The sequence below is a fragment of the Rothia sp. HC945 genome (genome assembly GCF_051370785.1).
Lineage (GTDB): Bacteria > Actinomycetota > Actinomycetes > Actinomycetales > Micrococcaceae > Rothia.
On sequence record NZ_JBFCSN010000001.1, the window covers coordinates 345,719 to 369,779 of the forward strand.

Sequence of the window (24,061 nt, forward strand, 5' to 3'; positions counted from 1 at the left end):
CAGGCCGAGCAAGAAGGGGGCCAGTAGGAGAAGCGTCGAACCAAGACATCAATCGCCGGGCTCAGGCCCAGCCCCTGCCACGCTTTCGACGCCGGCCTCGCGCCCAGACCGCGCCCGGCACCCGTCACCCGACGCCGGCCCGCACCCGACGCCGGCCCCAAAAAACCCGCCACCAGCCCCAAAAACCCGACGCCGGCCCCAGCCCCGGACCCGACGTCACCCCCGAGGGGGAGGTCCTCCCGCCGTGGATTCCCGCTTGATGACCTTCGAACTCAGCAGGGTAGTCCGGGGCATCTCGTTCGGTGCCGCGATGCGGTTGATGAGCATCTGCGCGGCCAGCCGTCCCGTGTCACGGATGGGCTGTTGGATCACGGAGACCGAGGGGGTGACCAGGCGAGTCCAGATGTCGTCGTCGGTCGCAAGGAGCGCGGGCGGGTTGGGGAGTCCGCGGATGGCTTGGAATGCGCCCGCCGACATGCGGTTGTTGGTCACGAACACGCAATCGAAGTCGCCGTCGTTCAGAATGTCCGTCATCGCGGTGTAGCCCGAATCGAAGTGCAGATCCCCGCGGTAGAGGGCCGGCGCGCCACCGGCGGAGGTCGACCATGCGTGAGAAAAGCCCAGCAGCCTGTCTTCTGTGGTCGTGAGGGTCTCCGGACCCGTGATGCACGCTGGCCTGCGGAATCCCTGGTCGCGAAGGTGGACTGCGGCTTGTCGGCCGGCGTCCATGTTGTCCGTGGCTATGCGGTCGACCTCGACGTCGGGCAGGCGGCGGTCGACCAGAACCACCGGGATGTTGGCCTCCGTGAGGGGCGTCAGGCCGGACCAGCTCTCGTCGGAGGGAATCGCGATTACACCGGCCATGCGGCGGGCGACGATCTGGTCGAGGTATGTCTGTTCTTGATCCGGCTCATTGCCCGTGTGGCACAGCATCACGGAGTAGCCGGCGCTTCGGGCGGCAGGTTCTACCTCGCTGACCACCTGCGAAAAGTACGGGTTGTCGGCGTCCGGGATGAGCACGGCGATCTGTGAACTGCTGCGAGCCCGCAGGGACCGGCCGGCCGCGTTGGGCACGTATCCCGTGGCTTTCACGGCCTCCCGGACGCGACGCGCGAGTTGCTTGTCCACGTTGGGGGCGTCGTTCATGACCCGCGAGACCGTCGCCGACGAAACTCCCGCACGTTCTGCGACGTCGCGGACTGTCGGTTCGGACCGGGGCATGGATCCTCCGAGGGGTTGTGATGGGGTGCGGGACGCGGGAGGCCGCGTGATGGCCTCCCGCGTCACACGGACTTCTGCCAGCTTACTGGAAGCGCAGGCGTTGCCGCCGCACCCGCCCGTGGTCAGGCGATCCGGACGTCGCCGCACACGTGCACGGTCACGCCGATGCGGGAGAACAGCGCGGCCTTCGCGGTCAGGGCGCGGTCGGCCGAGTCGGCGTCGTCACCGTAAACGATTTGCACGTGATTCGCCTTGTGGCGGGCCATGAACTGGTTGCGGCCGACCCCGTGCAGAACGACGTTCGCGACCGGCCACTCGGGGTTGGTCGCTTCCTTGCGGCGTTGGGTCTCCTCGTCCGGGAGTTCGACGACGCTGCCCCGGCCGATGTCGGCGTGCAGGGCACCATCCTGGATGTAGACCCGGGACCAGACGATCTCGCCGGGCTTCGAGACTCCGTTGATCGTCGATCCTCCCGCGGGGAAGAAGACCGGGTCCTGTCGCCAGCCTTCCGCACCTTCGTAGCCGCCGGGCAGGTGGGAGGCCGGGACCGAACCGGAAATCTCGTAGACCCAGACGTATGTGCCGGCGAATTCTTCGCCCCAGCGGACGTCGTGGAGGGTCGTGGCCGGATCCATGCCCATCGCGGTCCAGACCCGGTTGGTGACCAAGGCGTCCACGGCCACGCCTTCGTCCACCTCGTTGAAGTTCGGCAGAGCCTCACCGTCCCACAGGACGCGCGAGCCGTCCCGGCTGGTCACCGGAGGCCGGTACTCGTTGTTGAGCAGCCCCTCGACCAGATCGGAGGCGGGGCAGGTGTCCTTGAGTCCTTGCTGATACTGGATTCCGACGGCGTCGAGCCCGAAGTCGTCGGAGATTCGCATCGCCGCGATGTACATCTTGTACTGGGCACGAAGTTGCTTCGGGGTGAGTTCCGTGGCCTCGTCCTCACCGAGCCGGAACGTCATGCCGGCGTCTTCGAGCCACCGGCCGACGGCGTCGGCCTCCTCGTCGGACACGGGGCCCATCTCGGCGACCAGCGCGGACTGCGAAAGGCGTTCCTTGTAGACGCCGATGGGGTTGAGCAGCTCGTCGTCGATGATCGCGTTGTACATGCCCATGCATCCCTCGTCGAACACGCCGATGATGGCCTTGTCGGTCAGCAGTTGGTCGCCGAGGGCCTCGCCGAGACGTTTCTCCTCGGTGTCGCGCAAGGCAGGAAGGTCGCGAACATGGGAGGCATCCTGGGTGACCGTTCCGGTGGAGAGCCATTCCCGAACGCCGTCCCTGAACCAGTCATCGGAGCCGTCCACGGTCCAGAGGGTCGAGTACTCCCGGCCCATCTTGGTGAGGCTTCCGTTGAGGTTGAGCAGGCCCACCAGTCCGGGCCACTCGGGAGCGAAGTTGGCCACCGTCAGGATGGGGCCGCGGTGCGTGCGGAGGCCGGCGAGAACGTGGTGGCTGTACTGCCAATTGGCGGTCGCCACGATGAGCGGCGCATCGCGAGGGATTTCACGGAAGACGTCGATCCCCATTCTCTGGGACCGAATGAAGCCGTGGCCCCGCTCCTGGTCGGGCTCGAATCCGCGCTGTACCGACCACCCGGTGGATTCGACGGCGTCCGTGATGAGCCGTTCCAGCTCCTGCTGAGCCGTCCAACTCGCCGTGTTCGCGCTTTCCCGCAGGTCACCGCTGGGAATCAGGATGACCGTCTGCTCGGGCGCCTCCGGGTTGGGCGCCTGCGGTGGGAACCGGTAGGTCGTGGGTGCAGGGTCAGTCATGGCATCTCCTTCGAAGCTCGTCGATACGGGTCGCCGCATCGTGATTCGCCTCCCGCGGGAAAACGATTACTGACCGAAACCGTACGAGCGGAGGTATGTGATGTCAATACTCACCGGGGATCCCGAGACGCCGGCGACGCCTCGAATGCCGGGAAAAACATGGTGAAAGGCCCGAGGGGCAGGGAGGGGGGATGAGGTCGGAAAATGTGATCCAGGTCTTGTTGGACCACGATCCCTCAACTATGGTGTGCCGCAGGCAATAAATCGATTACTCACCTCGCGTCCCACAAGAGTCCGGATCCCGCATCGAGCCGACGTCGGCACCGGACCACCGAGAAAGGCGTCCACCGTGCGACAAAACCATCGCCTGATCACCACGAAAACAGTCTTTGTGCTGGGCGCACTGGGGGCGCTCCTGTTCGGATACGACAACGGCATCGTTGCCGCCGCCATTCTCTTCGTGCCGGACGAACTTCCGCTGACGCCGTTGGTCGAAGGGCTCGTCGTGAGTTCCGCCGTCATCGGAGCCATGGTGGGGTCCATCTCCAGCGGACCCCTTGCGGACAGGATCGGACGGCAGCGCATGCTCTTGGTGGCCGCGGTCGTCTTCGTCATTGGGGCCGCTGGGGCCGGGGCCGCGCCGACGGCGGAGGTTCTGGTCGTATCCCGACTCGTCCTGGGTCTGGGAATCGGTATTTCGTCCGTGGTGGTGCCGCTCTATCTGGCGGAAATGGCGCCGGCCAGTCGCCGGGGGATCGCCACCTCAATGAACCAGTACCTCATCGTGGTTGGCACGGGCGTCGCCGGTGGCGTCGGGTTCGTGCTGTCCTTCAGCGGATCCTGGCGCTGGATGCTCCTGATAGGGGTCTTCCCGGCGTTGGTTCTGTTGCTCGGAATGCTGTTCATGCCGGATACGCCTCGCTCGCTGACGCGGCGAGGCTACCCCGAGAGGGCACACGAGGTGTTGCGCACGATCCGCAACGACCCCGCAGAGGCGGACGCGGAATACGCGGAGATCAGCGCGGTGGCCGCAAAGGACATGGAGGACCGGCCCGACAAGGGGCCGGATGGCACCGGCAGCGGAAAAGCATCGGGCCGATGGAGCGAGGGCTGGGTCGCCAAGCTGTTGGTCATTGGTGTCCTCCTGGCCGTGTTCCAACAGGTGACCGGCATCAACGCGGTGGTCTACTACTCGCCGAGCGTGCTCACGGACCTGGGTCTGACCCCCACTCAGTCCCTGCTGTTCTCCTTCCTCAACGGGATTCTGAACACCGCCACTATTGCCGTGGTCGTACAGATGAAGATCGTGGATCGACGCGGGCGCAAGCCGTTGCTCCTGACCGGTGTCGCCGGTTTGATCGTGAGCACGGCCGCAATCGGCCTCGTCACGATCTTCGGCGAGCCCGGTTCGGTGGTGCAGGTCGTGGTCACCATTCTGGCCTTCGTCCTGTTCACGAACGTCTTTTCCGCAACGTGGGGGCCGGTCCTGTGGGTCATTCTGGCCGAGATCTTCCCGCTGCGCATCCGAGGCTTCGCGATGGGGATCGCGACGCTGTTCAACTGGCTCGCCGCTTTCGCGGTATCGCAGTCGTTCCCTGTGCTCCAGTCCGCCGTGGGAGCGGGACCGATCATGCTGGCCTTCGCGGTGATCGGCATCGTGATCGTGCCGATCGTGATGCGTTGGGTCCCCGAAACGAAGGACAGGAGCCTGGAAGAGCTCGAAGAGGACTTCCGACTCGGAAGGTCCTGACGCGACCCCTGCCCTGTCCAGGGCGGATGGGCGTAGCATGGCGGCACCGGACCGTCCCAGGGACCGGACCACTCGGGCCACGGGAGTTGCTCGTGGCGAAAGGGGTCGTTGATCATGTTCGTCGTCTCGCCCGCCCTCGTCTCCGTCGTTCTTCTCCTGGTGCGCGCGGTGCTCACCGTGGCCTTCGTCCGGGAGTTCTTGGTCAAGGCGAAGGACGTTCCGGCGTTCGCGAAGGCCGACGGTCTGGCTGTGCCGGTGGCCTGGTTCGTCACCGTTGCAGAACTCGCGGCCGCCGTGGCCTTCGCGACGGGCGTGCTGGCGCAATGGGCAGGACTGGGCGTGGTGGTCCTGATGCTCATCACGACGAGCCTGCACGTCATGGCCTGGCACAGCCCGTACTGGGCGACCCAGGGCGGACCGGAATACGACATCCTTCTACTGACGCTGGCGGCGGTCATCGTGGTGCTGGGCCCGGGCGCTCTCTCGGTCCCCGGCCTCGTCGGCGCCTGACCGCGGGTGTTTCCAGCGGAGAACCTCGCGGCCGTGGGAGCCCGTGCCCAAGAATTGATCGATCACGCCGAAGCGTCGAGAGATCGCCGACGAAGAAGTGGCTGTTGCTCACGAGTGCGATCGTCGGCGGGGGCGCCCTGGTGGATCTCGATTGAGCCGCTCCCGGACGAGGCGTTGTCTAGACTGGCCCCATGCGTGTGATCCTTCAGAGAGTCGAACGTGCACAGGTGACGGTCTCGGGCGAGGTCGTCGGCCGGATCAGCGAGCCGGGGCTGGTGGCGCTGGTCGGCATCACCCATGAGGATGGCGACGCCGAAATCGCCAAACTCGCGGACAAGACCTGGAATCTGCGTCTTCTGGACGGGGAGAGGTCTTGTGCGGACGAGCAGGCACCGATCCTGGCCGTCAGCCAGTTCACCTTGTACGGCGACGCCAAAAAGGGACGGCGGCCTTCGTGGTCCAAGGCGGCGCCGGGGCCGGTGTCCGAACCACTGTTCGACCAGTACGTTTCGGCCCTCCGTGGTCTGGGCGCCACGGTCGAGACGGGTCGTTTCGGCGCCGAGATGAAGGTCGAGCTCGTCAACGATGGCCCGTTCACGGTCGTCCTGGACAGCGCCGAGTTGCTCTGACGTGCCGCCGACCCCTCCGATAGGCTGAGTGCGTGACCCAATCTCTTTTCGACAGCGACGACGAATCCTCCCCTGAGGAGTCTGCGCGTGGCCGCTCGTCCGGCCCCCGGAGTCCTTTGGCCGTGAGAATGCGTCCGCGCACGGTCGACGAAATCGTGGGCCAGGAGCATGTCCTCAAACCGGGGTCCCCTTTGCGGGTTCTGGCCGGGCAGGAGGCCGGCCCGGCGGGACCCTCGTCCGTCATTCTGTGGGGGCCTCCGGGGACCGGGAAGACGACGATCGCGCACGTGATCGCGAGGGGGTCCTCCCGCAAGTTCGTTGAACTCTCTGCTGTGACCGCGGGCGTCAAGGATGTCCGTGCCGTCATGGATCAGGCGTTGAACGACCGCGACATTCGGGGAATCACCACCGTCCTGTTCATGGACGAGATCCATCGGTTCACCAAGGCCCAGCAGGATGCGCTGTTGCCGGGCGTCGAAAACCGATGGGTCGTGCTGGTCGCGGCCACGACCGAGAATCCGTCCTTCTCGGTTATTTCGCCGCTGCTTTCGCGCTCGATCCTGGTCACGTTGAAGCCCCTGGACAATGCGGCGATCGGGGACCTCCTGGATCGTGCGGTGCACGAGGAGAGAGGGCTGCGCGATCAGGTGTCCCTGTCCGACGCGGCCCGACTCCACCTGATCGAGCTGTGCGGGGGAGACGCGCGCCGGGCTCTGACCGCTCTCGAGGCGGCGGCCGCCGTCGCGTACGGTGAGGCCACGGACCGGTCTGGCGCCGTCGAGATCACCGAGAAGCATACGGAAGAGGCGCTCGACAAGGCGGCCCTCCGGTATGACAAGGGCGGCGACCAGCACTACGACGTGATCTCGGCGTTCATCAAGTCGATCAGAGGCTCAGACGTCGACGCTGCCCTGCACTACCTGGCGCGCATGATTGAGGCCGGGGAGGACCCGAGGTTCATCGCCAGAAGGCTCGTGGTCCATGCGAGCGAGGATATCGGGATGGCCGATCCGACGGCGTTGCAGACGGCGGTGGCGGCGGCCCAGGCTGTCCAGCTTATTGGTCTTCCCGAAGCCAGAATCAACCTCGCCCAGGCCGTGATCCATTTGGCCACGGCTCCGAAGTCCAACGCCGTCATCACCGCGATCGATGAGGCCATGGGCGATGTTCGCTCAGGGAAGGCCGGGCTGGTTCCGCCGCACCTTCGGGACGCCCACTATCCGGGCGCCCTCCAGCACGGGCACGGCAAGGGGTATGTGTATCCGCACAGCGTGTCCCATGCCGTGGCCGCCCAACAGTATGCGCCGGACGAGCTGGTCGGGCGAGAGTACTACCGACCCACGGAGTACGGCTCGGAGAAGCCCCTCCGGCAGCGGCTGGGGATTATTCGCAGGATTCTGGGGACTTTCGGGATCAAGTAGTCTCCTGACGCGAGTCGATGCTGAATCGCGAGGAGAAACCTATGGGTGCCCCCTCTGCTCGAGGTTGGGCGACTCTTTGATCGTCAGTCGGTCCCTGTGATTCCCCATGTCTTCCCTCTGGATGTATCTCATTCCAAAACTTTTTGTGGTGGATTTGGTCTAGGGGAGGGTTGGCCGGACGGGATGAGAGTCGGGATCCTGTTCCGGACCGGCTCACTGACGCCGGCAGGGTAGGGCCACGTGGGGATGGTGAGCCTCCCGAAGTGGTGTCCATGAAGTGGACTCCGTGGGTCGTTTCGGCGTGTCTAGATTTATTAATTTGAAGATTCAGAGTGACGGTATACGTGCTAATAGAACGAATCATCAATTAGTTAAACGAACGAATTATTGTCTTCGTGTGCAATATTTCACTCGGCAAGGGAAAAAATGGCACCTAAACTACCGAGTGAGTTTCCGGGTGGATTCCTTTTTGTCCACCCGGGGATGCCCTCGTAGACCTGCCGGACGTCCCGTCCGCCCGATATGAAAGCACCCCATGACACAACAGAATTTGTCTCGCCGCACCCTTGCCAAGGGTGCAGCATGGTCGGTCCCTCTGGCGGCCGCGTCCGCTACCGTGCCGGCCTTCGCGGCATCGGGGCCCTCGTCACCTCCGCCGTCTGGTGGCAGATGCTTGAGCGAGGAGGAAGCCCAAACAGGCGACTGCGCCCGCGTCCTGCAGGCCTTTGACACCTTCGATGGACTCCGGGACTACGGTACGAGATACGGCGCCGCGACGAATATGAACACCGGGTTCCATATAACCATGCAGGCGACATGTTGGCCGAAGGCTCAGACGTTCACGATCCGGGGCTACGCTGGCGGCAGCATGGGGCACTGGATACCCAGGCCCACGGTTGTGCTGCCCAAGGCAGGCGGGAAAAAATTCACCGGCCGCATATCGGTCGGTGGTCGCGCGATCTGGGGTGCCAGGCAAGGAGTCCCCGTGGGCTGGAACATTCAGTGGACCGACTCGGCGGGGTCTATCCAGTTGGATTGGACCGGAGCCACGGTCACCGTTCCTCTGGAGTTTGGCTGGAAAGATAATGGCGACCACGTTTGCACCTTCGACTTTAAATTCGAGATGTGGAAGGGGGCGACGGGGCTCTTGGCGTCTAACGCGAGGATGCTTAATCCTCGCCTCGTCCTGCACGGTCAGTGACTTTCCCTCGGGTTCATGAGGCTGGGTGCGTTGCGTGGAGAGTGTGACGCACCCGCCTCCATGCATTCTGGCCCGTGCGTGGTCTTTCGGCTAGACTGGCTCGTTGGCTGGCAAGCTCCCCAAAACGCACCTGCGGGTGATCACCGGGGTAGTTGTAGCGAGGGTTGCGGCTGACCCGAAGCTCTCCACCGTGCGAACCGTGCACGGAATCATGGAGGCCAGTTACACCAGAACAAATGATCGTGGGCCACCGCGCCAGACGATCAACCGCATGAAAGGCACAACGTGGCAACTACCACCAAGAGCAAGCGCGCCCGTAATCTGGTGCGCAAGTCTCGTGCTCTCGGAATCCCGCTGACTCCGAAGGCCGAGAAGTACTTCGAGCGTCGCCCCTACGGCCCCGGCCAGCACGGCCGTGCCCGTAAGAAGGCCGACTCCGACTACGCCGTTCGTCTGCGCGAGAAGCAGCGTCTTCGCGCGCAGTACAACATCCGTGAGACCCAGATGCTCCGCGCATATCAGGAAGCCAAGCGCACCGAGGGCCGGACTGGTGAAATCCTGCTCCAGATCCTCGAGTCGCGTCTGGACGCACTGGTCCTCCGCGCGGGCTTCGCCCGCACGATCGCCCAGGCCCGCCAGATGGTCGTGCACCGTCACATCATGGTCGACGGCGCCCGCGTGGACCGCCCCTCCTTCCGTGTGAAGGAAGGCCAGCTGATTCACGTGCACCCGAAGTCCGAGAAGATGGACCCGTTCCAGGTTGCCGCCACCGGCGCCAACCAGGACGTCCTCCCGGACACCCCGGCGTACCTGAATGTCGAGATCGACAAGCTGCACGCCAAGCTGGAGCGCAAGCCCCAGCGCAGCGAGATTCCCGTCACGTGCGAGGAACAGCTGGTTGTCGAGTACTACTCGCGCATGTCCTAAGGCGTCCAGCCTTGCTCCGATGGCCCGGGCAAATGCCCGGGCCATCGCCGCTTTAATAGGGCAATGAATGACAGCACCATGCCGTAAACTGTCATTCGTCCCGGCAAAAGCAGCCAGCGACCGTCGGGACTCAATCGATTCCACCAGAGGAGACGGTGCATTCATGACGGGCGGAGCAATCGCAGGGCTCATCGCGGCCGGGGTATTCGCGGTCCTCGTGGCCCTCCTCGCTATGCCGATCATCAAACTCGGCAAGGTCTTCGACGAAATCCGTGAGACCGTCCGGCAGATCAACGCCGGAACCGGTCCGCTCATCGACGAAGTCACCAGAACCGTCACCACCACCAACTCGCAGCTCGCCAAGGTGGACGGCATCACCGACAACGTCTCGGACGCCTCGGCCAACGTGTCCGCTCTCTCCAGCCTCGTCGCCTCGACCGTCGGTCAGCCCCTGATCAAGGTCGCCTCGTTCTCCTACGGCGTCCGCAAAGCCTTCCGCACCGAGAGCGACGGCAAACAGGACGGGCAACAGGGTCAGCGGCCGGACGCCGGCACGGCAACCGGGACCCGCCCGACTTCAGAGACGGGAGAGGGTCGATGAGCTGGTGGTCCAAAGCAGGTTTGCTGCTCGCTGGGGCGGCGGCCGGATACGTCGCCTCCAAGCGAGGCGGGCAGATCGTCCAGACCGCACAGGAACTAGTGGTGAGGGACCCCATGCAGGTCGAGAAAAGGGGCGAGGGCAACGGAACCGTCAGCAAGATCTGGTTCTCCGGCGCTATGACACCGGTCCGTCAGGGCGCGCTCAAGGCCCTCAAATTCACGGCAACCGTCAAACAGGGCATGGCCGAACGGGAAGAAGAACTCACCCAGAAGTACGCGAACCAGAAGAATGACATTCGTCCCGGTTCCCTCGACACCTGGGACAAGCCCCTCGAAAGCCGCCCCGTGGACGCGGAAGTCACCGAACCACAGGCATCGGCCCGGGATTCGGAGTCCTTCGAAGAACTCCCACCCGACTTTTTCCTGGGATCCGGCAAAGACCCCAGGGACGGCCAGTAGCGCCACGCTTCGGCGCACAAAGCACCCCACGCCAACGGACACCACAACGTCACACAAGAAACTCAGGACGAAGGACTAATAGCCGATATGCTCTCTCAGGAAATCAAGCAGCGCTGGATCGAATTCTTCGAAGAACGCGGACACACCGTGGTCCCGTCCGCCTCCTTGGTCTCGAACGAAGCCGGTGCGATGTTCACGATCGCCGGTATGGTCCCGTTCATCCCGTATTTCCTCGGCCGGGAGAAGGCCCCCTACAAGCGCGCGACCTCCGTCCAGAAGTGCATCCGAACCCTGGACATCGACGAAGTCGGCAAGACCGCCCGCCACGGCACCTTCTTCCAGATGGCCGGAAACTTCTCCTTCGGTGACTACTTCAAGGAACAGGCGATTCCCTTCGCCTACACGCTGCTGACCTCGCCGCACTCCGAGGGCGGCTTCGGCCTGGACCCCGAACGCCTCTGGGTCACCGTGTATGAAGGCGACCAAGAAGCCTTCGACATCTGGACGCGCGACGTCGGATTCCCCGAGGAACGCATCCAGCGCATGAACATGCAGGAGAACTACTGGTCCACGGGCCAGCCCGGACCCGCCGGCCCCGACTCCGAGATTTTCTACGATCGCGGCCCCGCCTACGGCAAGGACGGCGGCCCCGCGGTCGACGACGATCGCTACATCGAGATCTGGAACCTCGTGTTCATGCAGTTCCAGCGTGGCGAGGGCATCGGCAAGGACGACTTCGAAATCCTCGGCGAGCTCCCCAAAAAGAACATCGATACCGGACTGGGCTTCGAGCGCCTGGCCATGATCCTCCAGGGAGTCGAGAACTTCTACGAGACCGACCAGGTCCGCCCCGTACTCGACGCCGCCTCGGAGCTGTCCGGCAAGAAGTACTTCGGCTCCGAGTCCGCCGCAGACGAAGGCTATGAGGACGACGTCAGGCTTCGCGTGGTCGCCGACCACATCCGTTCCTCCCTGATGCTCATCTCCGATGGGGTGACGCCGTCGAACGAAGGCCGCGGCTACATCCTGCGCCGCCTGCTGCGCCGCGCCATTCGGGCGATGCGTTTGCTCGGAGTCACAGAACCGTGCCTCCCCGTGCTGTTCCCGACCTCCCGGGACGCCATGAAGGGCGCCTACCCCGAGGTCGCCGACGACTTCGACCGCATCTCCCGCATCGCCTACGCGGAAGAGCGGGCCTTCCTGCACACCATCGAATCCGGGACCACGCGCCTCAACGAGGCCGTCAAGCACGCCAAGACCGGCGGCGGGTCCGTCACGGGCGAAGAGGCTTTCGCCCTGCATGACACCTACGGCTTCCCGATCGACCTGACCCTGGAGATGGCCTCCGAGGCCGGGGTCGGCGTGGACGAAAAGGCCTTCCGCTCCCTGATGCAGGAGCAACGGCAGCGCGCCCAGGCCGATGCCAAGGCCAAGAAGGGATCGCACGAGGACCTCGGCGCCTTCCGGGAGCTGGTCGATGCGCGGGCTTCCGTGTTCACCGGGTACACCGAGCTCAGCGGCCACACCCGCATCCGTGCGATCCTGCAGAACGGCGTGACCGTCCCGGCCGCGTCCGAGGGTGCCTCGGTCGAGGTCGTTCTGGACGAGACCCCGTTCTACGCCGAAGCCGGCGGCCAGGCCGCCGATACGGGCATGATCACCGGAAACGGCTATGCGATCCGTGTTCACGACGTCCAGCAGCCCGTCCGCGGGCTCAGTGTCCACAAGGGCGAAGTCACCGAGGGAGAGGTCGTCGCCGGCGTCGAGGCCCGGACCCAGGTTGATGTGCAGCGCCGCAAGGACGCCGAGAAGGCCCACTCGGGCACCCACATTGTCCACGCGGCCCTGCGCAGCGTGCTTGGCCCCGAAGCCATGCAGCGCGGCTCCTTCAACAAGGAGGGCTACCTGCGCTTCGACTTCGCCTGGACCGACTCGCTCTCGCAGACCGTCCGCGAGGAAGTCGAGGGGTTGTCCAACACCGCGATCCGTGACAACTACGAGGTCATTACTCGCGAGATGCCCTACGACGAGGCCAAGGCCATGGGAGCCATCGGCCTGTTCGGCGAAAAGTACGGCGACGTCGTACGCGTCGTCGAAATGAACGGCGACTTCTCCCGCGAACTCTGCGGCGGAACGCACGTGACCAGTTCGTCCGAAATCGGGTCGCTCTCGCTCATCTCCGAACAGTCCGTCGGATCCGGCAACCGCCGCGTCGAGGCACTGGTCGGCCTGGATTCCTTCAACCACCTGGCCGCAGAGCGGACCCTGGTCAGCCAGCTGAGCGACCTGTTGAAGGTCCAGAACTCGGCCGACCTGCCGGACAAGATCAGCTCGACGCTCAACCGGCTCAAGTCGGCGGAGAAGGAACTCGAGAAGCTGCGCAAGGAGAAGCTCCAGGCAGAAGCAGGGCGACTGGTCGAAACCGCCGAACTCATCGGGGGAGTGCGGCTGCTGGCCCACAACGCGGGAGACCTCGCCGCCGACGACGTCCGCAACCTGGCCACCGACCTGCGCCACCGTCTCGGCGAAGAAGCGGCCACGGTCGTCGTCGCCGGGACCAGCAACGGACGGCCCGTGGTCGTCGTGGCCACGAATCAGGCTGCCCGCGATCTCGGCGTCAAGGCCGGTGCCCTGGTCAAGACCGCGGCCGGTGTCCTCGGCGGTGGCGGCGGCGGCAAGGACGACCTCGCCCAAGGCGGCGGACAGGACCCCGCGAAGGTCGACGAGGCCTTCACCCAGGTCAAGAGCCAGGTAGCCCAGGCGGCGGGCAAGTAAAGAGATCGTGTTCGAACGAGGCAAACGCATGGGGGTCGACGTGGGCAATGCCCGCGTCGGCCTGGCCCTGAGCGACCCCGACGGTATCCTGGCGACGCCGCTCCAGACCCTGAAGCGCAACGTCAACACGAATTCGGATCGTCGAGTACTGCGGAAGCTGGTCACGGTCCACGACGTCACGGAAATCTTCGTGGGCCATCCCCGCACCCTGAGCGGCGGTTCGAGCGCCTCCACCCAGATGGCTGAGGAGTACGCCAACGCCCTCGTCGCGGAACTTAGTGACGAAGGCGTGACAGACATTCCCGTGTGGCTCGTGGACGAGAGGCTCTCCACAGTCTCCGCCCACAGGTCCCTCCACGACGCGGGCGTGTCTTCACGAGACTTCAAGTCCGTGGTCGACCAGGTGGCAGCGGCTAATATTCTTCAGCAGGCGCTCGACGCGCTCAAAGCCGATCGGGCGGTGGCCGGTTATTGTATTAACTCGGAACCGCACGCCGCTGACAATGATTCGGTGACCGATGACGTCGAAAAGAATGGAGAACTTCCGTGAGCGAAGATTCATCACGCCAACGCCGTGGGGAGTCTTCGGGCGATGACAACGAGTCCTTTCACGGACTTTTCTCCCCGACTGAAGCCGAACGAAGAGCGGGCGTTCGTGGCCTGCGCATCGAGCAGGAGAACCTGACCCCGGAGCAGGCGCGGCGTCGTTACGCTCGCCGTCGTCAGGTCCTGGTGTCGGCGACCATCATCTTCGTCATTGCTCTTGTGGTGTCCGCCTCGATCCTGGGACCGCGCGTCGGCCTGTTCGAAACCAAGGACTATCACGGGGACGGCAACGGCAAGAACGTCAGCATTACCGTCAGCCAAGGCGATTCGAACGCATCCGTGGGACAACGCCTCGAGGAGAAGGGCGTCATCGCGAATTCCGAGAAATTCGTGGAGGTCATGGATGACAAAGCCTCCAGCAAATTCATTCAGCCGGGAACATTCGAACTCCAGGAACACATGAGTTCCGAATCCGCGATGAATTCCCTCATCGGCTCCGGCAGCGCCAAACACTACGTTGCCATCAGCCAGAACCAGCGCAAGGACGAAGCCTTCGACTCCCTGGCCAAGGGCACGGGCATCAGCGTGGACGAATTCAAGGCCCTGGACAACGACCCCGGACAATTCGGTGTCCCGGACAAATTCACGTCCCTCGAAGGATTCCTGCACCCGGGCGAATACCGTTTTGACGCCGACGCTTCCGCCAAGGACGTCATACAGGAAATGGTCGACAAAACCAAGAAGGACCTGAAGGACGCCGGTGTGAAGGGCGATGACCGTATCTTCCACGTGGTCACGGTCGCCTCGATCCTCGAATTCGAGGGCACACCGAGGGACTACAAGGGCGTTGCTGGTGCCATTGAGAACCGCATCGACAACCCGGACGGAGAGACCCAGGGCTTCCTGCAGTCCGACGCCACGGTCGCTTACGGGCTGGGCGAGAAGACCTACCAGATCAGCGACGAACAGAAGCAGGACGCTTCCAACGGGTACAACACCTTCGCGAACAAGGGCCTGCCCGAGGGCCCCATCGGGTCGCCGGCGTCCAACGCGATCAAGGCCGCCGCACACCCGGACAAGAACGACTACTACTACTGGGTGACGGTGAACCTGGACACGGGTGAAACCAAGTTCGCGAAGACCTACGAGGAACACCAGAAGAACGTGGACGAGTACGACCAGTGGTGCTCCGAACATGAGGGCAAATGCGTCTGACGGAGGGAACGCACGGCCCCTGGGCGGGCGTCCTCGGTCACCCCGTGGAGCACAGCCTGTCACCGGTCATGCACCGCGCCGCCTACCAGGTCCTGGACGCCGGCATCCGGTACGGGTCCGAGGACGTCGAAGCCGCCGCCCTGGCAGACACGGTCCTCCCGGCACGTCGGGACCCCTCATGGAGGGGTTTCTCCGTGACCATGCCGTTGAAATCGGAGGCCTGCCGGTTCGCGGATCGGCTCACGGGTTTCGCACAGAAGGTCGGAGTCATCAACACCCTCGCCCGCGTGGCCGACCCGAAGCCGGACGACCCGGCCGGGGGAGAGGGACGGGTGCTCGGACACAACACGGACGTGGCCGGTATCGTCAACGCATTGTCGTTGACCGGCTTGTCCGCCGGCCCCGAGCCCCGGGCCGCAATCGTGGGTGGTGGGGGCACGGCAACGGCCGCGGCCGCCGCCCTGCACGTCCTGGGCGCCTCCAGGTGCACGGTGTTCGTCCGTGACGAGTCGCGGGCACACCGAGTGGCCGACGTCGCCGGCCGGATCGGGATGGATCTGGACTTCGAACCCCTCGACCGCGCCCCCGAAAGGCTGGAGGACTTCGACCACGTGGTCTCGACCCTCCCGGCCCGGGCCTTCGACGAGTACGCCACGAAAATCACGGGTGATCTCGGTGGAACGGCCGTGCTGGACGTCTCCTATGATCCTTGGCCGTCGGAGCTGTCCAACGCCGTGGAAGCCCACGGGGGCACCGCGGTCTCGGGTCGTGAAATGCTCTTGTACCAGGCCGTGGACCAGATCAAACTATTTGTCGGACAGAGCCTCGTCGAGGACCTGCCGAATCAGCAGGACGTCATCACGGCCATGGCATCTGCTCTCGGCCTCCCGGCGCGCACCTTCGTTCCGCGGACGGTGTGCGATGACGCCTTGCTCCAACCGAGACGATGAAGGACATCATCACGTCGTTGCGCCCGGTACTGCGGGTCCGCGCGCCACACATGATCACCGAAAGATGAGGTAGAACCGTGACATTGCGTTGGCTGACCGCCGGAGAGTCCCATGGAGAGGCCCTGGTCGGAATCATCGAGGGGGTTCCCGCCGGCGTCGAGCTCACCTCGGAACACATCCGCCGCGCACTGGCCCGCCGTCGTCTCGGATACGGTCGCGGTGCCCGGATGAAATTCGAGGAGGACAAGGTCCGGCTCCTCGGCGGAGTCCGTCACGGACGGACGCAGGGCGGGCCCGTCGCGATCGAGATCGCCAATAGTGAATGGCCCAAGTGGACCGACGTGATGTCTTCCGACCCCGTGGACCCGTCACTGATCGAGGGCCGGGCCCGGAACGCTCCGTTGACCCGTCCCCGCCCCGGCCACGCGGACTTCACCGGGATGCAGAAGTACGGGTTCTCCGAGGCCCGGCCCGTCCTGGAACGCGCCAGCGCGAGGGAAACCGCCACCAGGGTGGCCCTCGGGGTGGTCGCATCGCAGATTCTGGCCGAGCTGGGGGTCGGGATGGTCAGCCACACCACGGCCATCGGATCAGTCTCGGCCCCCGAGGACGCCGAACGTCCGTTGCCTCGGGACGTCGAATCTCTCGACGCCGACCCGCTGCGCTGCTTCGACAAGCCGACCTCGGACTCGATGGTCGAGGAAGTCGACGCCGCCCACAAGAACGGCGAGACGCTCGGCGGCGTCGTCGAGGTTCTCGCGTACGGCCTGGTCCCTGGGCTCGGATCCTACGTCCACTGGGACCGCCGCCTGGATTCCAGACTCGCCGGCGCCCTGATGGGCATCCAGGCCATCAAGGGCGTCGAGGTCGGCGACGGATTCCTGACGACCGCACGCCCCGGCACGGAGGCACACGACGAGATCACCCAGGACGAGCAGGGACGAGTCCGCCGCACGACCAACCGCGCGGGCGGTATCGAAGGCGGCATGAGCATCGGTGACGCCCTCCGAGTGCGCGCCGGAATGAAACCGATCGCCACCGTCCCGCGCGCGCTCAAGACCGTGGACACGTCCTCCGGCGAGGCAACCACCGCGCACCACCAACGTTCCGATGTGTGTGCCGTGCCGGCCGCCGGCGTGGTTGCGGAAGCGATGGTCGCCCTTGTTCTTGCGGACGCCTACACCGAGAAATTCGGGGGAGACTCGATCGAGGAAACCCGACGCAATGTCGAGAACTACCTGGACTCGATCCCGGAGGAACTGGATTTCGCGCCGAATACCGAAGGCTGGGACGCATGAGCCAGGCCGGACAGGAGCCACAGAGCTCCGCCGAACCAGTCGGCCCCGTGGTCCTGATCGGTCCCATGGCGGCGGGGAAATCATTCCTGGCCCTGCACCTGTCCAAGTTCCACGGATACGGCTTCGTGGACGCCGACCAGCAGATCGTGGAACGCCACGGGGTGATCGCGGAACTGTTCACCCAGTACGGCGAGAAGTACTTCCGGGACATCGAGGCGGACACGATCGAGGCCATTCTCCGATCGCCGGACAACCAGAACGCCGTGGTCTCCGTCGGGGGCGGCGCTCCGATGACCCCGCGTGTGCAGGAACTGCTCAGGAAGCATACGGTGGTGTACGTCCAGGTGGACGAGGACACGGTCAGGCCCCGGATCGAGGGAAACACCACGCGCCCCATGCTCCAGCCGGACCCCATCGCACGGTGGAACGAGATCTTCCGAGAACGCCGCGAAACCTACGAAGAGCTGGCCACCGTGATTCTCGACGCCCGCGGCGATCGAGAAATCTCCACGATGGCCGAGGAACTGCACGACATCATTCGCACGACACGCACCGTCTGAACGATGCCGGCCGGCGGGAACCCCCACGCGCGGCCCATCGTTCGCCGAGCGTCGTACCAGGAGGAACACATGGCCGACGAGCCAACAGAGGCAACGCGCATCGCCGTGACGGGCAAGCAGCCGTCGGAGAACTACGAGGTCCACGTGGGCCACGACCTGCTCGGCAACCTGCCCGAAATCCTGGGACCCAGAGTCCAACGGGTGCTCGTGATCCACCCGCGCGCCCTGCGTTCCACCGGCGAATTGGTGATGAACGACCTGAAGGCCGCGGGACTCGAGTCCTTCAGCGCCGAAATCCCCGACGCGGAGGAGGGAAAACACGTTCAGGTCGCCGCCTTCTGCTGGCAGGTCCTCGGCCAGAACGACTTCACCCGGTCTGACGCCATCATCTCCGTGGGTGGCGGGGCCGTCACGGACGTCGCCGGCTTCGTCGCCGCGACCTGGCTGCGTGGCGTCCGCGTGGTGCACATCCCGACCACGCTGCTGGGGATGGTCGACGCCGCCGTCGGGGGCAAGACCGGGATCAACACCGCGGAGGGCAAGAACCTGGTCGGGTCCTTCCACCCGCCCGCGGCCGTCCTGTGCGACATCGGGACCCTGCGGACCCTGCCGGTCAACGAACTCGTCACCGGGCTCGCGGAAGTCATCAAGTGCGGATTCATCGCCGACCCCGAGATCCTCGATCTGATCGAGGCCCGACCGGACAAGGTCCAGGATTCCCAATCGGCACTGATCCGGGAACTGATCGAGCGATCGATCAGGGTCAAGGCGGAGGTCGTGTCCGAGGACCTCAAGGAGTCGGGTCGACGCGAGTTCCTCAACTACGGTCACACGTTGGGTCACGCCATCGAGCTGAACGAGCGGTACCAGTGGCGCCACGGCGCTGCGGTCTCCGTGGGTATGATGTTCGCCGCAGAGCTGTCCAGCGCGGCGGGGAACCTTCCCTACGACGTCGTCGACCGCACGCGCTCGATCCTGGAGAAGGTCGGTCTGCCCACGACCTACCGCGGAGACCAGTGGAAGAAACTGTTGGACGGAATGCACCGGGACAAGAAGGCCCGTGGAAACCTCCTGAGGTTCGTGGTGCTGGACCGAATCGGGGCGCCGCGGATCATGGAGGTCCCGGACGAGTCCATCCTCTTCGCGACCTATCAGGAGATTGCTTCCTGAACCGCCTCTCGACAGGGCGTTACAATAATTAGCGATTCATTTTTCAGGGTGCACGCGCGCCGTCGGAAAACATGCCAGAAGGAGTGTTCGTGGCAACGACCAACGACATCAAGAACGGGACCATCCTCAAGCTGGACGGAAACCTCTGGGGCGTCATCGAGTTCCAGCACGTCAAGCCGGGCAAGGGCGGTGCCTTCGTGCGCACCAAGTTGCGCAACGTGAACAGCGGCAAGGTGGTCGACAAGACGTTCAACGCCGGTTCGAAGGTCGATGTCACCACGGTGGACCGTTCCGAGTACCAGTACCTCTACCAGGACGGCGCCGACTACGTCTTCATGGACAACAAGACCTACGACCAGATCACCGTCCCGGGAAGCGTGGTCGGGGATTCGGCGAACTTCATGCTGGAAAACCAGACCGTGACCGTGGCGCTCCACGAGGGCGAGCCCCTGTACATCGAGTTGCCGCCGTCGGTGGTCCTCGAGATCACCTACACCGAGCCGGGCCTCCAGGGCGACCGGTCGACCGGTGGCAGCAAGCCTGCGACCCTGGAAACCGGCGCGACCATCCAGGTTCCCCTGTTCGTGGACCAGGGCACCAAGGTCAAGGTAGACACCCGCTCCGGCGACTACCTGGGGCGCGTCAACGAGTGAACTCGAGAACGAAGGCGCGTGTTCGCGCCCTGGAAGTATTGTTCGAGGCGGAGTCGCGCGGTCAGGACACTCTCGAGGTCCTGCACCGGCGCCGTCTCCATACCTCCGCGCTGATTACCGACTACTCCGAGCGCATCGTTCGGGGCGTCGTCGAGCGCGATGAGGAGATCCGCGAGTACGTGGAAACGTATTCGAAGGGTTGGACGATGGACCGCATGCCGGCCGTCGACCGTGCGATCCTTCGGCTGGGTGCCTGGGAGTTGCTGTACAACGACGACATCCCCGACGCCGTCGCCGTCTCCGAAGCCACGGGGATGGCACGGACCCACTCGACCGACGACTCACCGCGATTCATCAACGGGGTCCTCGGCCGGCTGCAGAAGGTCAAGCCGACCTTGCTGACGGACTGAGTCTTCGGCCCGAACCGATGGGGGTTGTGCCCTCGACGCGGCCTCCGGGCCGGGACACATCAGAGCGTGACGACGCCGCTGGACGACGATCCGGCGGCGTCTTCGTACGCCCGGGCGGTCTTCTCTCCGCCGCAGCGTTCTCTCCGCCGAAGTGGCAATTTTGAGCGGAAAATGGCCCAAAAAGTGCACAAAATCGCCACTTCGCGGGGGAAAATCGCCACTTCGAGGGGGAGGGAGACTGCGCCGTCACGGCCGCTACACAATTCGACCCGAAGCCGAAGGCCGCACCTGCCCTGTGGTAATTTTGGGCGCAGATGAGAACATCTTGCTGACCTTTAAATTCCGTCCCGTGAGGCGGGGAAGGAGGCAAACGCGATGACCGAAATCTCACGCCGTCACGGCAGCCCTCATCACAGGGTTTCCGAGAACGCGCGCGTCATTCTGGATTCTGCGGATGTCAACCGGGTTCTGACCCGTATTGCCCATGAGATCGTCGAAGCCAACAAGGGCACCCAGGACTTGGTCCTGTTGGGCATTCCGCGGAGGGGCTATCCTCTGGCCCAGCGCATTGCCCAGAAGATCGCCTCGACCGAACCGCATTTCGACCCCGAATCGTGTCTCGGGCAGCTCGACATCACCATGTATCGGGACGACCTTCGGCGCAACACGTCCCGCACGCCGCAACCGACGCGAATTCCCGCGGGCGGAATCGACGGGAAGAACGTCGTGCTCGTCGACGACGTCCTCTACTCGGGCCGGACCATTCGGGCCGCCCTCGATGCCCTCGGCGACTTCGGAAGACCCGAGGTGGTCCGTTTGGCCGTCCTGGCCGATCGTGGACACCGCCAGCTTCCGATTCGCGCCGACCACGTCGGAAAGAACCTCCCCACCTCCCAGAACGAATCCGTTCAGGTATTCCTCCGCGAAACCGATGAGCCCGTTGCCCTCGCCGCGGGCGATGCCGACCGCGATCTCGGCGACTGCGTTCTTCTGGTCCCCGCCGCATCGGGGGCAGACGCCGTCGACGTCGGAAAGCAAGAGACCACCGGCAACGACGCCGAAGGGACGGTCGAATCATGAAGCATCTCCTGGACACCAGGGACTTGAGCCTCGAGGAAGCCGTCCAGGTCCTGGACACCGCGGATTCGATGGCCGAGGTCGGAACTCGGGAGGTCAAGAAGCTTCCCGCTCTGCGCGGTCGGACCGTGGTCAATCTGTTCTTCGAGGACTCGACACGGACCCGGATCTCGTTCGAGACCGCCGAGAAGCGGTTGTCCGCCGACGTCATCAACTTCGCCGCGAAGGGCTCCTCGGTATCGAAGGGCGAGTCCCTCAAGGACACCGCGCAGACCCTCGAGGCGATCAACGCCGATGCGATCGTGATCCGGCACCCGGCCTCGGGCGCGCCGGCGCGGCTCGCATCGAGCGGCTGGATCTCGTCCCCGGTCATCAACGCGGGTGACGGCACGCACGCACACCCCACGCAGGCGCTGCTGGACGCGATGACCTTGCGCCAGCACAGGTCCCGCCTCGACGGGCGGCCGACCCAAGGCTCCGATCTTCGGGGCATGCGGGTCGCCCTGGTCGGAGACGTTCTGCATTCCCGGGTGGCCAGGTCCAACGTGTGGTTGCTGTCCCTGCTCGGGGCCCACGTGACCCTCGTGTCGCCCCCGACGCTGCTGCCCGTGGGCATCGAGGACTGGCCCGTGGAGGTCCGATACAGCCTGGACGAGGCCATGGCTCAGGAGCTGGATGCGATCATGATGCTTCGCATCCAGCGGGAGAGGATGCACGCGGCGTTCTTCCCGTCGTCGGAGGAGTACGCGCGGCTCTGGGGCCTGACCCCTGAGCGACTCGCCCTCCTCGATTCACGAGGCGCCGAAACCGCCATCCTGCACCCGGGCCCGATGAACCGTGGGCTCGAGATCAGCTCCGCCGCCGCCGATTCCCCGCGATCCCTGGTTCTGGACCAGGTCACCAACGGGGTCTCGGTCCGCATGTCCGTTCTCTACCACCTGATGACCGGTCCGCAGGAGCAGGACCGGATCCCGGCACTCCAAAGGACATCATGAGCAATCAGAAATATCTCATCCGCGGCGCAAGCCTGCTCGGAGAGGACACCGCAGACATCCTTGTGGCGGACGGAACCATTGCCAGCGTCGGGCAGGGGATCGAGGCGGACGGCGCGGACGTCGTCGAGGCCCAGGGGCTCGTTGCCCTGCCCGGCCTGGTGGACGTCCACACGCATCTGAGGGAACCCGGACGTGAGGACGCCGAGACCGTGGAGACCGGAACCCGCGCGGCTGCTGCCGGCGGGTACACCGCCGTGTGCGCCATGGCCAACTCCAACCCGGTCGCGGACACGGCCGGACTCGTCGAACAGGTCTGGGAGCTCGGACGCCAGGCGGGGTGGGCCGACGTCCACCCGATCGGGGCCGTGACCGTGGGGCTCGAGGGAGAGAGGTTCTCCGAGATCGGGGCCATGGCCGACTCCCGCGCCGCAGTCCGCATGTTCTCCGACGACGGCAAGTGCGTTCACAACGCCGTGCTCATGCGTCGCGCGCTCGAGTACGTCAAGACCTTCGACGGCGTCGTCGCCCAGCACGCCCAGGAACCGCTGCTGACCGACGGCGCCCAGATGAACGAGGGCAGCGTCTCGGCGGATTTGGGACTGGCAGGGTGGCCGGCCGTGGCCGAAGAGGCCATCATCGCCAGGGACGTGCTGCTGGCCCAGCACGTGGGTTCGCGGGTGCACATCTGTCACGTCTCGACCCAGGGCTCCGTGGAGATCATCCGTTGGGCCAAGCAACGAGGCGTGGATGTCACCGCGGAGGTCACGCCCCACCACTTGCTCCTGACCGACGAGTCCGTCCGCAGTTACGACCCCGTCTACAAGGTCAATCCGCCGTTGCGGACCCGGGAGGACGTCGATGCCCTGCGCGACGCCGTGGCCGACGGAACCATCGACGTCGTCGGAACCGACCACGCCCCGCACCCGGTGGAAGCCAAAGAATGCGAGTGGGCGTGCGCCGCGATGGGCATGACCGGCCTGGAGACAGCGCTGTCCATCGTCCAGCAGACCCTCGTCGAGACGGGCCGGATCGGTTGGTGTGACGTCGCCCGCATCATGTCCACGGAACCCGCACGGATCGCGCGCATCGATGACCAGGGCCGACCTCTGGCCGAGGGGGAACCCGCAAACATCGTCCTGGTGGACCCGGCGGCCCATCGCGTGGTCGAACCCGAGAAGCACCAGTCGAAGGGACGCAATTCGCCGTACCGTTCGCTGGAGATCCCGGGCGCGGTCCAGGCCACGTTCTTCAAGGGCCATCCGACCGTGCTCGACGGTCACATCAACACGCCCCGGGCGCTCGAAGCCCAGGCAGACTAGGAACTCATGTCCACCAATCATCTGCTGACCCTCATCTCGTCGCTGGTCCTCGCGGGTCTCGTTCTCGTGCTGATCGTCGTGGGGTGGAGGTCACGCGCCCGACGCCAATCGGACATACCGGACATCCCCGAGGTTCCGCGCGAGCTGGACGGAGAGACTGCCGATTTCGCGTGCGACGTCCAGTACGTGTGCACCACCACGGCGGGGGACTGGCTCGACCGGATCGCGGTCCATGGCCTGGGCATGAAGGCCAACGGACAGGCCATGATTTATCCGACCGGCTTGATCGTGACCAGGGACGGAGCTCAGGACCTCTGGATTCCCGGCGAAGGCATCGAGGTGATCCGACGCGAATCCGGGATGGCCGGGAAGTTCGTGGAGAAGGGCGGACTTGCGGTCGTCTCCTGGCGACTGGGCGGTCGACTGGTCGACACCGGGCTCCGAACGCGAACCGGTTCGGACACCCCCGCCCTGATCGAGAAGCTGCGCGAGATCGCGCCTCAGGCCGGAGACGAGCTCCCCGCCGCCACAGACACTCAGGCCCCAGCGGGCCAGCACGATTCGTCGGACGCGTCCGCCGAAGAACAGAGGAAGTGA

The 24,061-nt window shown here is 65.0% G+C and carries 23 protein-coding genes; 21 read left to right on the forward strand and 2 right to left on the reverse strand.

Annotated features, from left to right (window positions below):
- Nucleotides 1-216: 216 nt before the first annotated feature.
- Both AB0Y14_RS01445 and AB0Y14_RS01450 read right to left on the reverse strand, forming a co-directional pair.
- Complete coding sequence (locus AB0Y14_RS01445) at nt 217-1,221, reverse strand: LacI family DNA-binding transcriptional regulator (RefSeq protein ID WP_436587523.1); 1,005 nt, start codon at nt 1,219-1,221, stop codon at nt 217-219.
- Between the two features lie 122 nt (nt 1,222-1,343).
- A complete protein-coding gene (locus AB0Y14_RS01450; RefSeq protein WP_436587524.1) occupies nt 1,344-2,999 on the reverse strand; it encodes a fucose isomerase in 1,656 nt (551 codons plus the stop codon).
- Nucleotides 3,000-3,348: 349 nt separating this feature from the next.
- Here AB0Y14_RS01450 and AB0Y14_RS01455 point away from each other — a divergent pair, with 349 nt between their 5' ends.
- The 21 genes from AB0Y14_RS01455 (at nt 3,349) to AB0Y14_RS01555 (ending at nt 24,061) form a co-directional block, all read left to right on the forward strand.
- Entirely contained in the window at nt 3,349-4,749 is a 1,401-nt protein-coding gene (locus tag AB0Y14_RS01455) for a sugar porter family MFS transporter (protein ID WP_436587525.1), read from the forward strand.
- 114 nt (nt 4,750-4,863) lie between these two features.
- Nucleotides 4,864-5,259, forward strand: coding sequence for a DoxX family protein (locus AB0Y14_RS01460; RefSeq protein WP_436587526.1), 396 nt, complete (start codon nt 4,864-4,866; stop codon nt 5,257-5,259).
- A gap of 191 nt (nt 5,260-5,450) precedes the next feature.
- Nucleotides 5,451-5,888 (forward strand): D-aminoacyl-tRNA deacylase, encoded by a 438-nt coding sequence (dtd, locus tag AB0Y14_RS01465; RefSeq protein WP_436587527.1) that lies wholly within the window; start codon nt 5,451-5,453, stop codon nt 5,886-5,888.
- Between the two features lie 32 nt (nt 5,889-5,920).
- Nucleotides 5,921-7,309 (forward strand): replication-associated recombination protein A, encoded by a 1,389-nt coding sequence (locus AB0Y14_RS01470; protein WP_436587528.1) that lies wholly within the window; start codon nt 5,921-5,923, stop codon nt 7,307-7,309.
- A 673-nt stretch (nt 7,310-7,982) separates the two neighbouring features.
- A complete protein-coding gene (locus AB0Y14_RS01475; RefSeq protein WP_436587529.1) occupies nt 7,983-8,510 on the forward strand; it encodes a hypothetical protein in 528 nt (175 codons plus the stop codon).
- A gap of 285 nt (nt 8,511-8,795) precedes the next feature.
- Entirely contained in the window at nt 8,796-9,437 is a 642-nt protein-coding gene (gene rpsD / locus AB0Y14_RS01480) for a 30S ribosomal protein S4 (protein ID WP_436587530.1), read from the forward strand.
- A 163-nt stretch (nt 9,438-9,600) separates the two neighbouring features.
- Complete coding sequence (locus AB0Y14_RS01485; RefSeq protein ID WP_436587531.1) at nt 9,601-10,038, forward strand: DUF948 domain-containing protein; 438 nt, start codon at nt 9,601-9,603, stop codon at nt 10,036-10,038.
- A complete protein-coding gene (locus AB0Y14_RS01490; protein WP_436587532.1) occupies nt 10,035-10,496 on the forward strand; it encodes a hypothetical protein in 462 nt (153 codons plus the stop codon). Before AB0Y14_RS01485 ends, AB0Y14_RS01490 begins: the two co-directional genes overlap by 4 nt.
- A gap of 87 nt (nt 10,497-10,583) precedes the next feature.
- Nucleotides 10,584-13,271 (forward strand): alanine--tRNA ligase, encoded by a 2,688-nt coding sequence (alaS, locus tag AB0Y14_RS01495; RefSeq protein ID WP_436587533.1) that lies wholly within the window; start codon nt 10,584-10,586, stop codon nt 13,269-13,271.
- Nucleotides 13,272-13,278: 7 nt separating this feature from the next.
- Nucleotides 13,279-13,821, forward strand: coding sequence for a Holliday junction resolvase RuvX (gene ruvX, locus AB0Y14_RS01500; RefSeq protein ID WP_436587534.1), 543 nt, complete (start codon nt 13,279-13,281; stop codon nt 13,819-13,821).
- Complete coding sequence (gene mltG / locus AB0Y14_RS01505) at nt 13,818-15,032, forward strand: endolytic transglycosylase MltG (RefSeq protein WP_436587535.1); 1,215 nt, start codon at nt 13,818-13,820, stop codon at nt 15,030-15,032. Before ruvX ends, mltG begins: the two co-directional genes overlap by 4 nt.
- On the forward strand, nt 15,023-15,982 hold the full coding sequence (locus tag AB0Y14_RS01510) for a shikimate dehydrogenase family protein (protein ID WP_436587536.1): 960 nt from the start codon (nt 15,023-15,025) through the stop codon (nt 15,980-15,982). Before mltG ends, AB0Y14_RS01510 begins: the two co-directional genes overlap by 10 nt.
- 77 nt (nt 15,983-16,059) lie before the next feature.
- Nucleotides 16,060-17,280, forward strand: a complete 1,221-nt coding sequence (gene aroC / locus AB0Y14_RS01515; protein ID WP_436587537.1) for a chorismate synthase — start codon at nt 16,060-16,062, stop codon at nt 17,278-17,280.
- Nucleotides 17,277-17,840 carry a shikimate kinase gene (locus AB0Y14_RS01520; RefSeq protein WP_436587538.1) on the forward strand — a complete coding sequence of 188 codons (564 nt, stop codon included), beginning with the start codon at nt 17,277-17,279 and terminating at the stop codon, nt 17,838-17,840. The genes aroC and AB0Y14_RS01520 overlap by 4 nt, the downstream gene beginning before the upstream one ends.
- Nucleotides 17,841-17,909: 69 nt before the next feature.
- Entirely contained in the window at nt 17,910-19,010 is a 1,101-nt protein-coding gene (gene aroB / locus AB0Y14_RS01525; protein WP_436587539.1) for a 3-dehydroquinate synthase, read from the forward strand.
- 89 nt (nt 19,011-19,099) lie between these two features.
- Complete coding sequence (gene efp, locus AB0Y14_RS01530; protein WP_129314434.1) at nt 19,100-19,663, forward strand: elongation factor P; 564 nt, start codon at nt 19,100-19,102, stop codon at nt 19,661-19,663.
- A complete protein-coding gene (gene nusB / locus AB0Y14_RS01535) occupies nt 19,660-20,073 on the forward strand; it encodes a transcription antitermination factor NusB (protein WP_129314433.1) in 414 nt (137 codons plus the stop codon). Before efp ends, nusB begins: the two co-directional genes overlap by 4 nt.
- A 375-nt stretch (nt 20,074-20,448) precedes the next feature.
- Nucleotides 20,449-21,153 carry a bifunctional pyr operon transcriptional regulator/uracil phosphoribosyltransferase PyrR gene (gene pyrR, locus AB0Y14_RS01540; RefSeq protein WP_129314432.1) on the forward strand — a complete coding sequence of 235 codons (705 nt, stop codon included), beginning with the start codon at nt 20,449-20,451 and terminating at the stop codon, nt 21,151-21,153.
- The gene (locus tag AB0Y14_RS01545) at nt 21,150-22,145 is read left to right on the forward strand and encodes an aspartate carbamoyltransferase catalytic subunit (RefSeq protein ID WP_129314431.1); all 996 of its coding nucleotides are present in this window, start codon (nt 21,150-21,152) and stop codon (nt 22,143-22,145) included. The genes pyrR and AB0Y14_RS01545 overlap by 4 nt, the downstream gene beginning before the upstream one ends.
- Entirely contained in the window at nt 22,142-23,464 is a 1,323-nt protein-coding gene (locus AB0Y14_RS01550; RefSeq protein WP_436587540.1) for a dihydroorotase, read from the forward strand. Before AB0Y14_RS01545 ends, AB0Y14_RS01550 begins: the two co-directional genes overlap by 4 nt.
- Nucleotides 23,465-23,470: 6 nt before the next feature.
- Entirely contained in the window at nt 23,471-24,061 is a 591-nt protein-coding gene (locus AB0Y14_RS01555) for a hypothetical protein (RefSeq protein ID WP_436587541.1), read from the forward strand.

What these genes read in the sequence shown, in the direction of transcription:
- AB0Y14_RS01445 (WP_436587523.1), bottom strand. Translation starts at nt 1,221, where the DNA reads ATGCCCCGGTCCGAACCGACAGTCCGCGACGTCGCAGAACGTGCGGGA.
- AB0Y14_RS01450 (WP_436587524.1), bottom strand. Translation starts at nt 2,999, where the DNA reads ATGACTGACCCTGCACCCACGACCTACCGGTTCCCACCGCAGGCGCCC.
- AB0Y14_RS01460 (WP_436587526.1), top strand. Translation starts at nt 4,864, where the DNA reads ATGTTCGTCGTCTCGCCCGCCCTCGTCTCCGTCGTTCTTCTCCTGGTG.
- dtd (WP_436587527.1), top strand. Translation starts at nt 5,451, where the DNA reads ATGCGTGTGATCCTTCAGAGAGTCGAACGTGCACAGGTGACGGTCTCG.
- AB0Y14_RS01485 (WP_436587531.1), top strand. Translation starts at nt 9,601, where the DNA reads ATGACGGGCGGAGCAATCGCAGGGCTCATCGCGGCCGGGGTATTCGCG.
- AB0Y14_RS01490 (WP_436587532.1), top strand. Translation starts at nt 10,035, where the DNA reads ATGAGCTGGTGGTCCAAAGCAGGTTTGCTGCTCGCTGGGGCGGCGGCC.
- alaS (WP_436587533.1), top strand. Translation starts at nt 10,584, where the DNA reads ATGCTCTCTCAGGAAATCAAGCAGCGCTGGATCGAATTCTTCGAAGAA.
- AB0Y14_RS01510 (WP_436587536.1), top strand. Translation starts at nt 15,023, where the DNA reads ATGCGTCTGACGGAGGGAACGCACGGCCCCTGGGCGGGCGTCCTCGGT.
- AB0Y14_RS01520 (WP_436587538.1), top strand. Translation starts at nt 17,277, where the DNA reads ATGAGCCAGGCCGGACAGGAGCCACAGAGCTCCGCCGAACCAGTCGGC.
- aroB (WP_436587539.1), top strand. Translation starts at nt 17,910, where the DNA reads ATGGCCGACGAGCCAACAGAGGCAACGCGCATCGCCGTGACGGGCAAG.
- pyrR (WP_129314432.1), top strand. Translation starts at nt 20,449, where the DNA reads ATGACCGAAATCTCACGCCGTCACGGCAGCCCTCATCACAGGGTTTCC.
- AB0Y14_RS01545 (WP_129314431.1), top strand. Translation starts at nt 21,150, where the DNA reads ATGAAGCATCTCCTGGACACCAGGGACTTGAGCCTCGAGGAAGCCGTC.
- AB0Y14_RS01550 (WP_436587540.1), top strand. Translation starts at nt 22,142, where the DNA reads ATGAGCAATCAGAAATATCTCATCCGCGGCGCAAGCCTGCTCGGAGAG.
- AB0Y14_RS01555 (WP_436587541.1), top strand. Translation starts at nt 23,471, where the DNA reads ATGTCCACCAATCATCTGCTGACCCTCATCTCGTCGCTGGTCCTCGCG.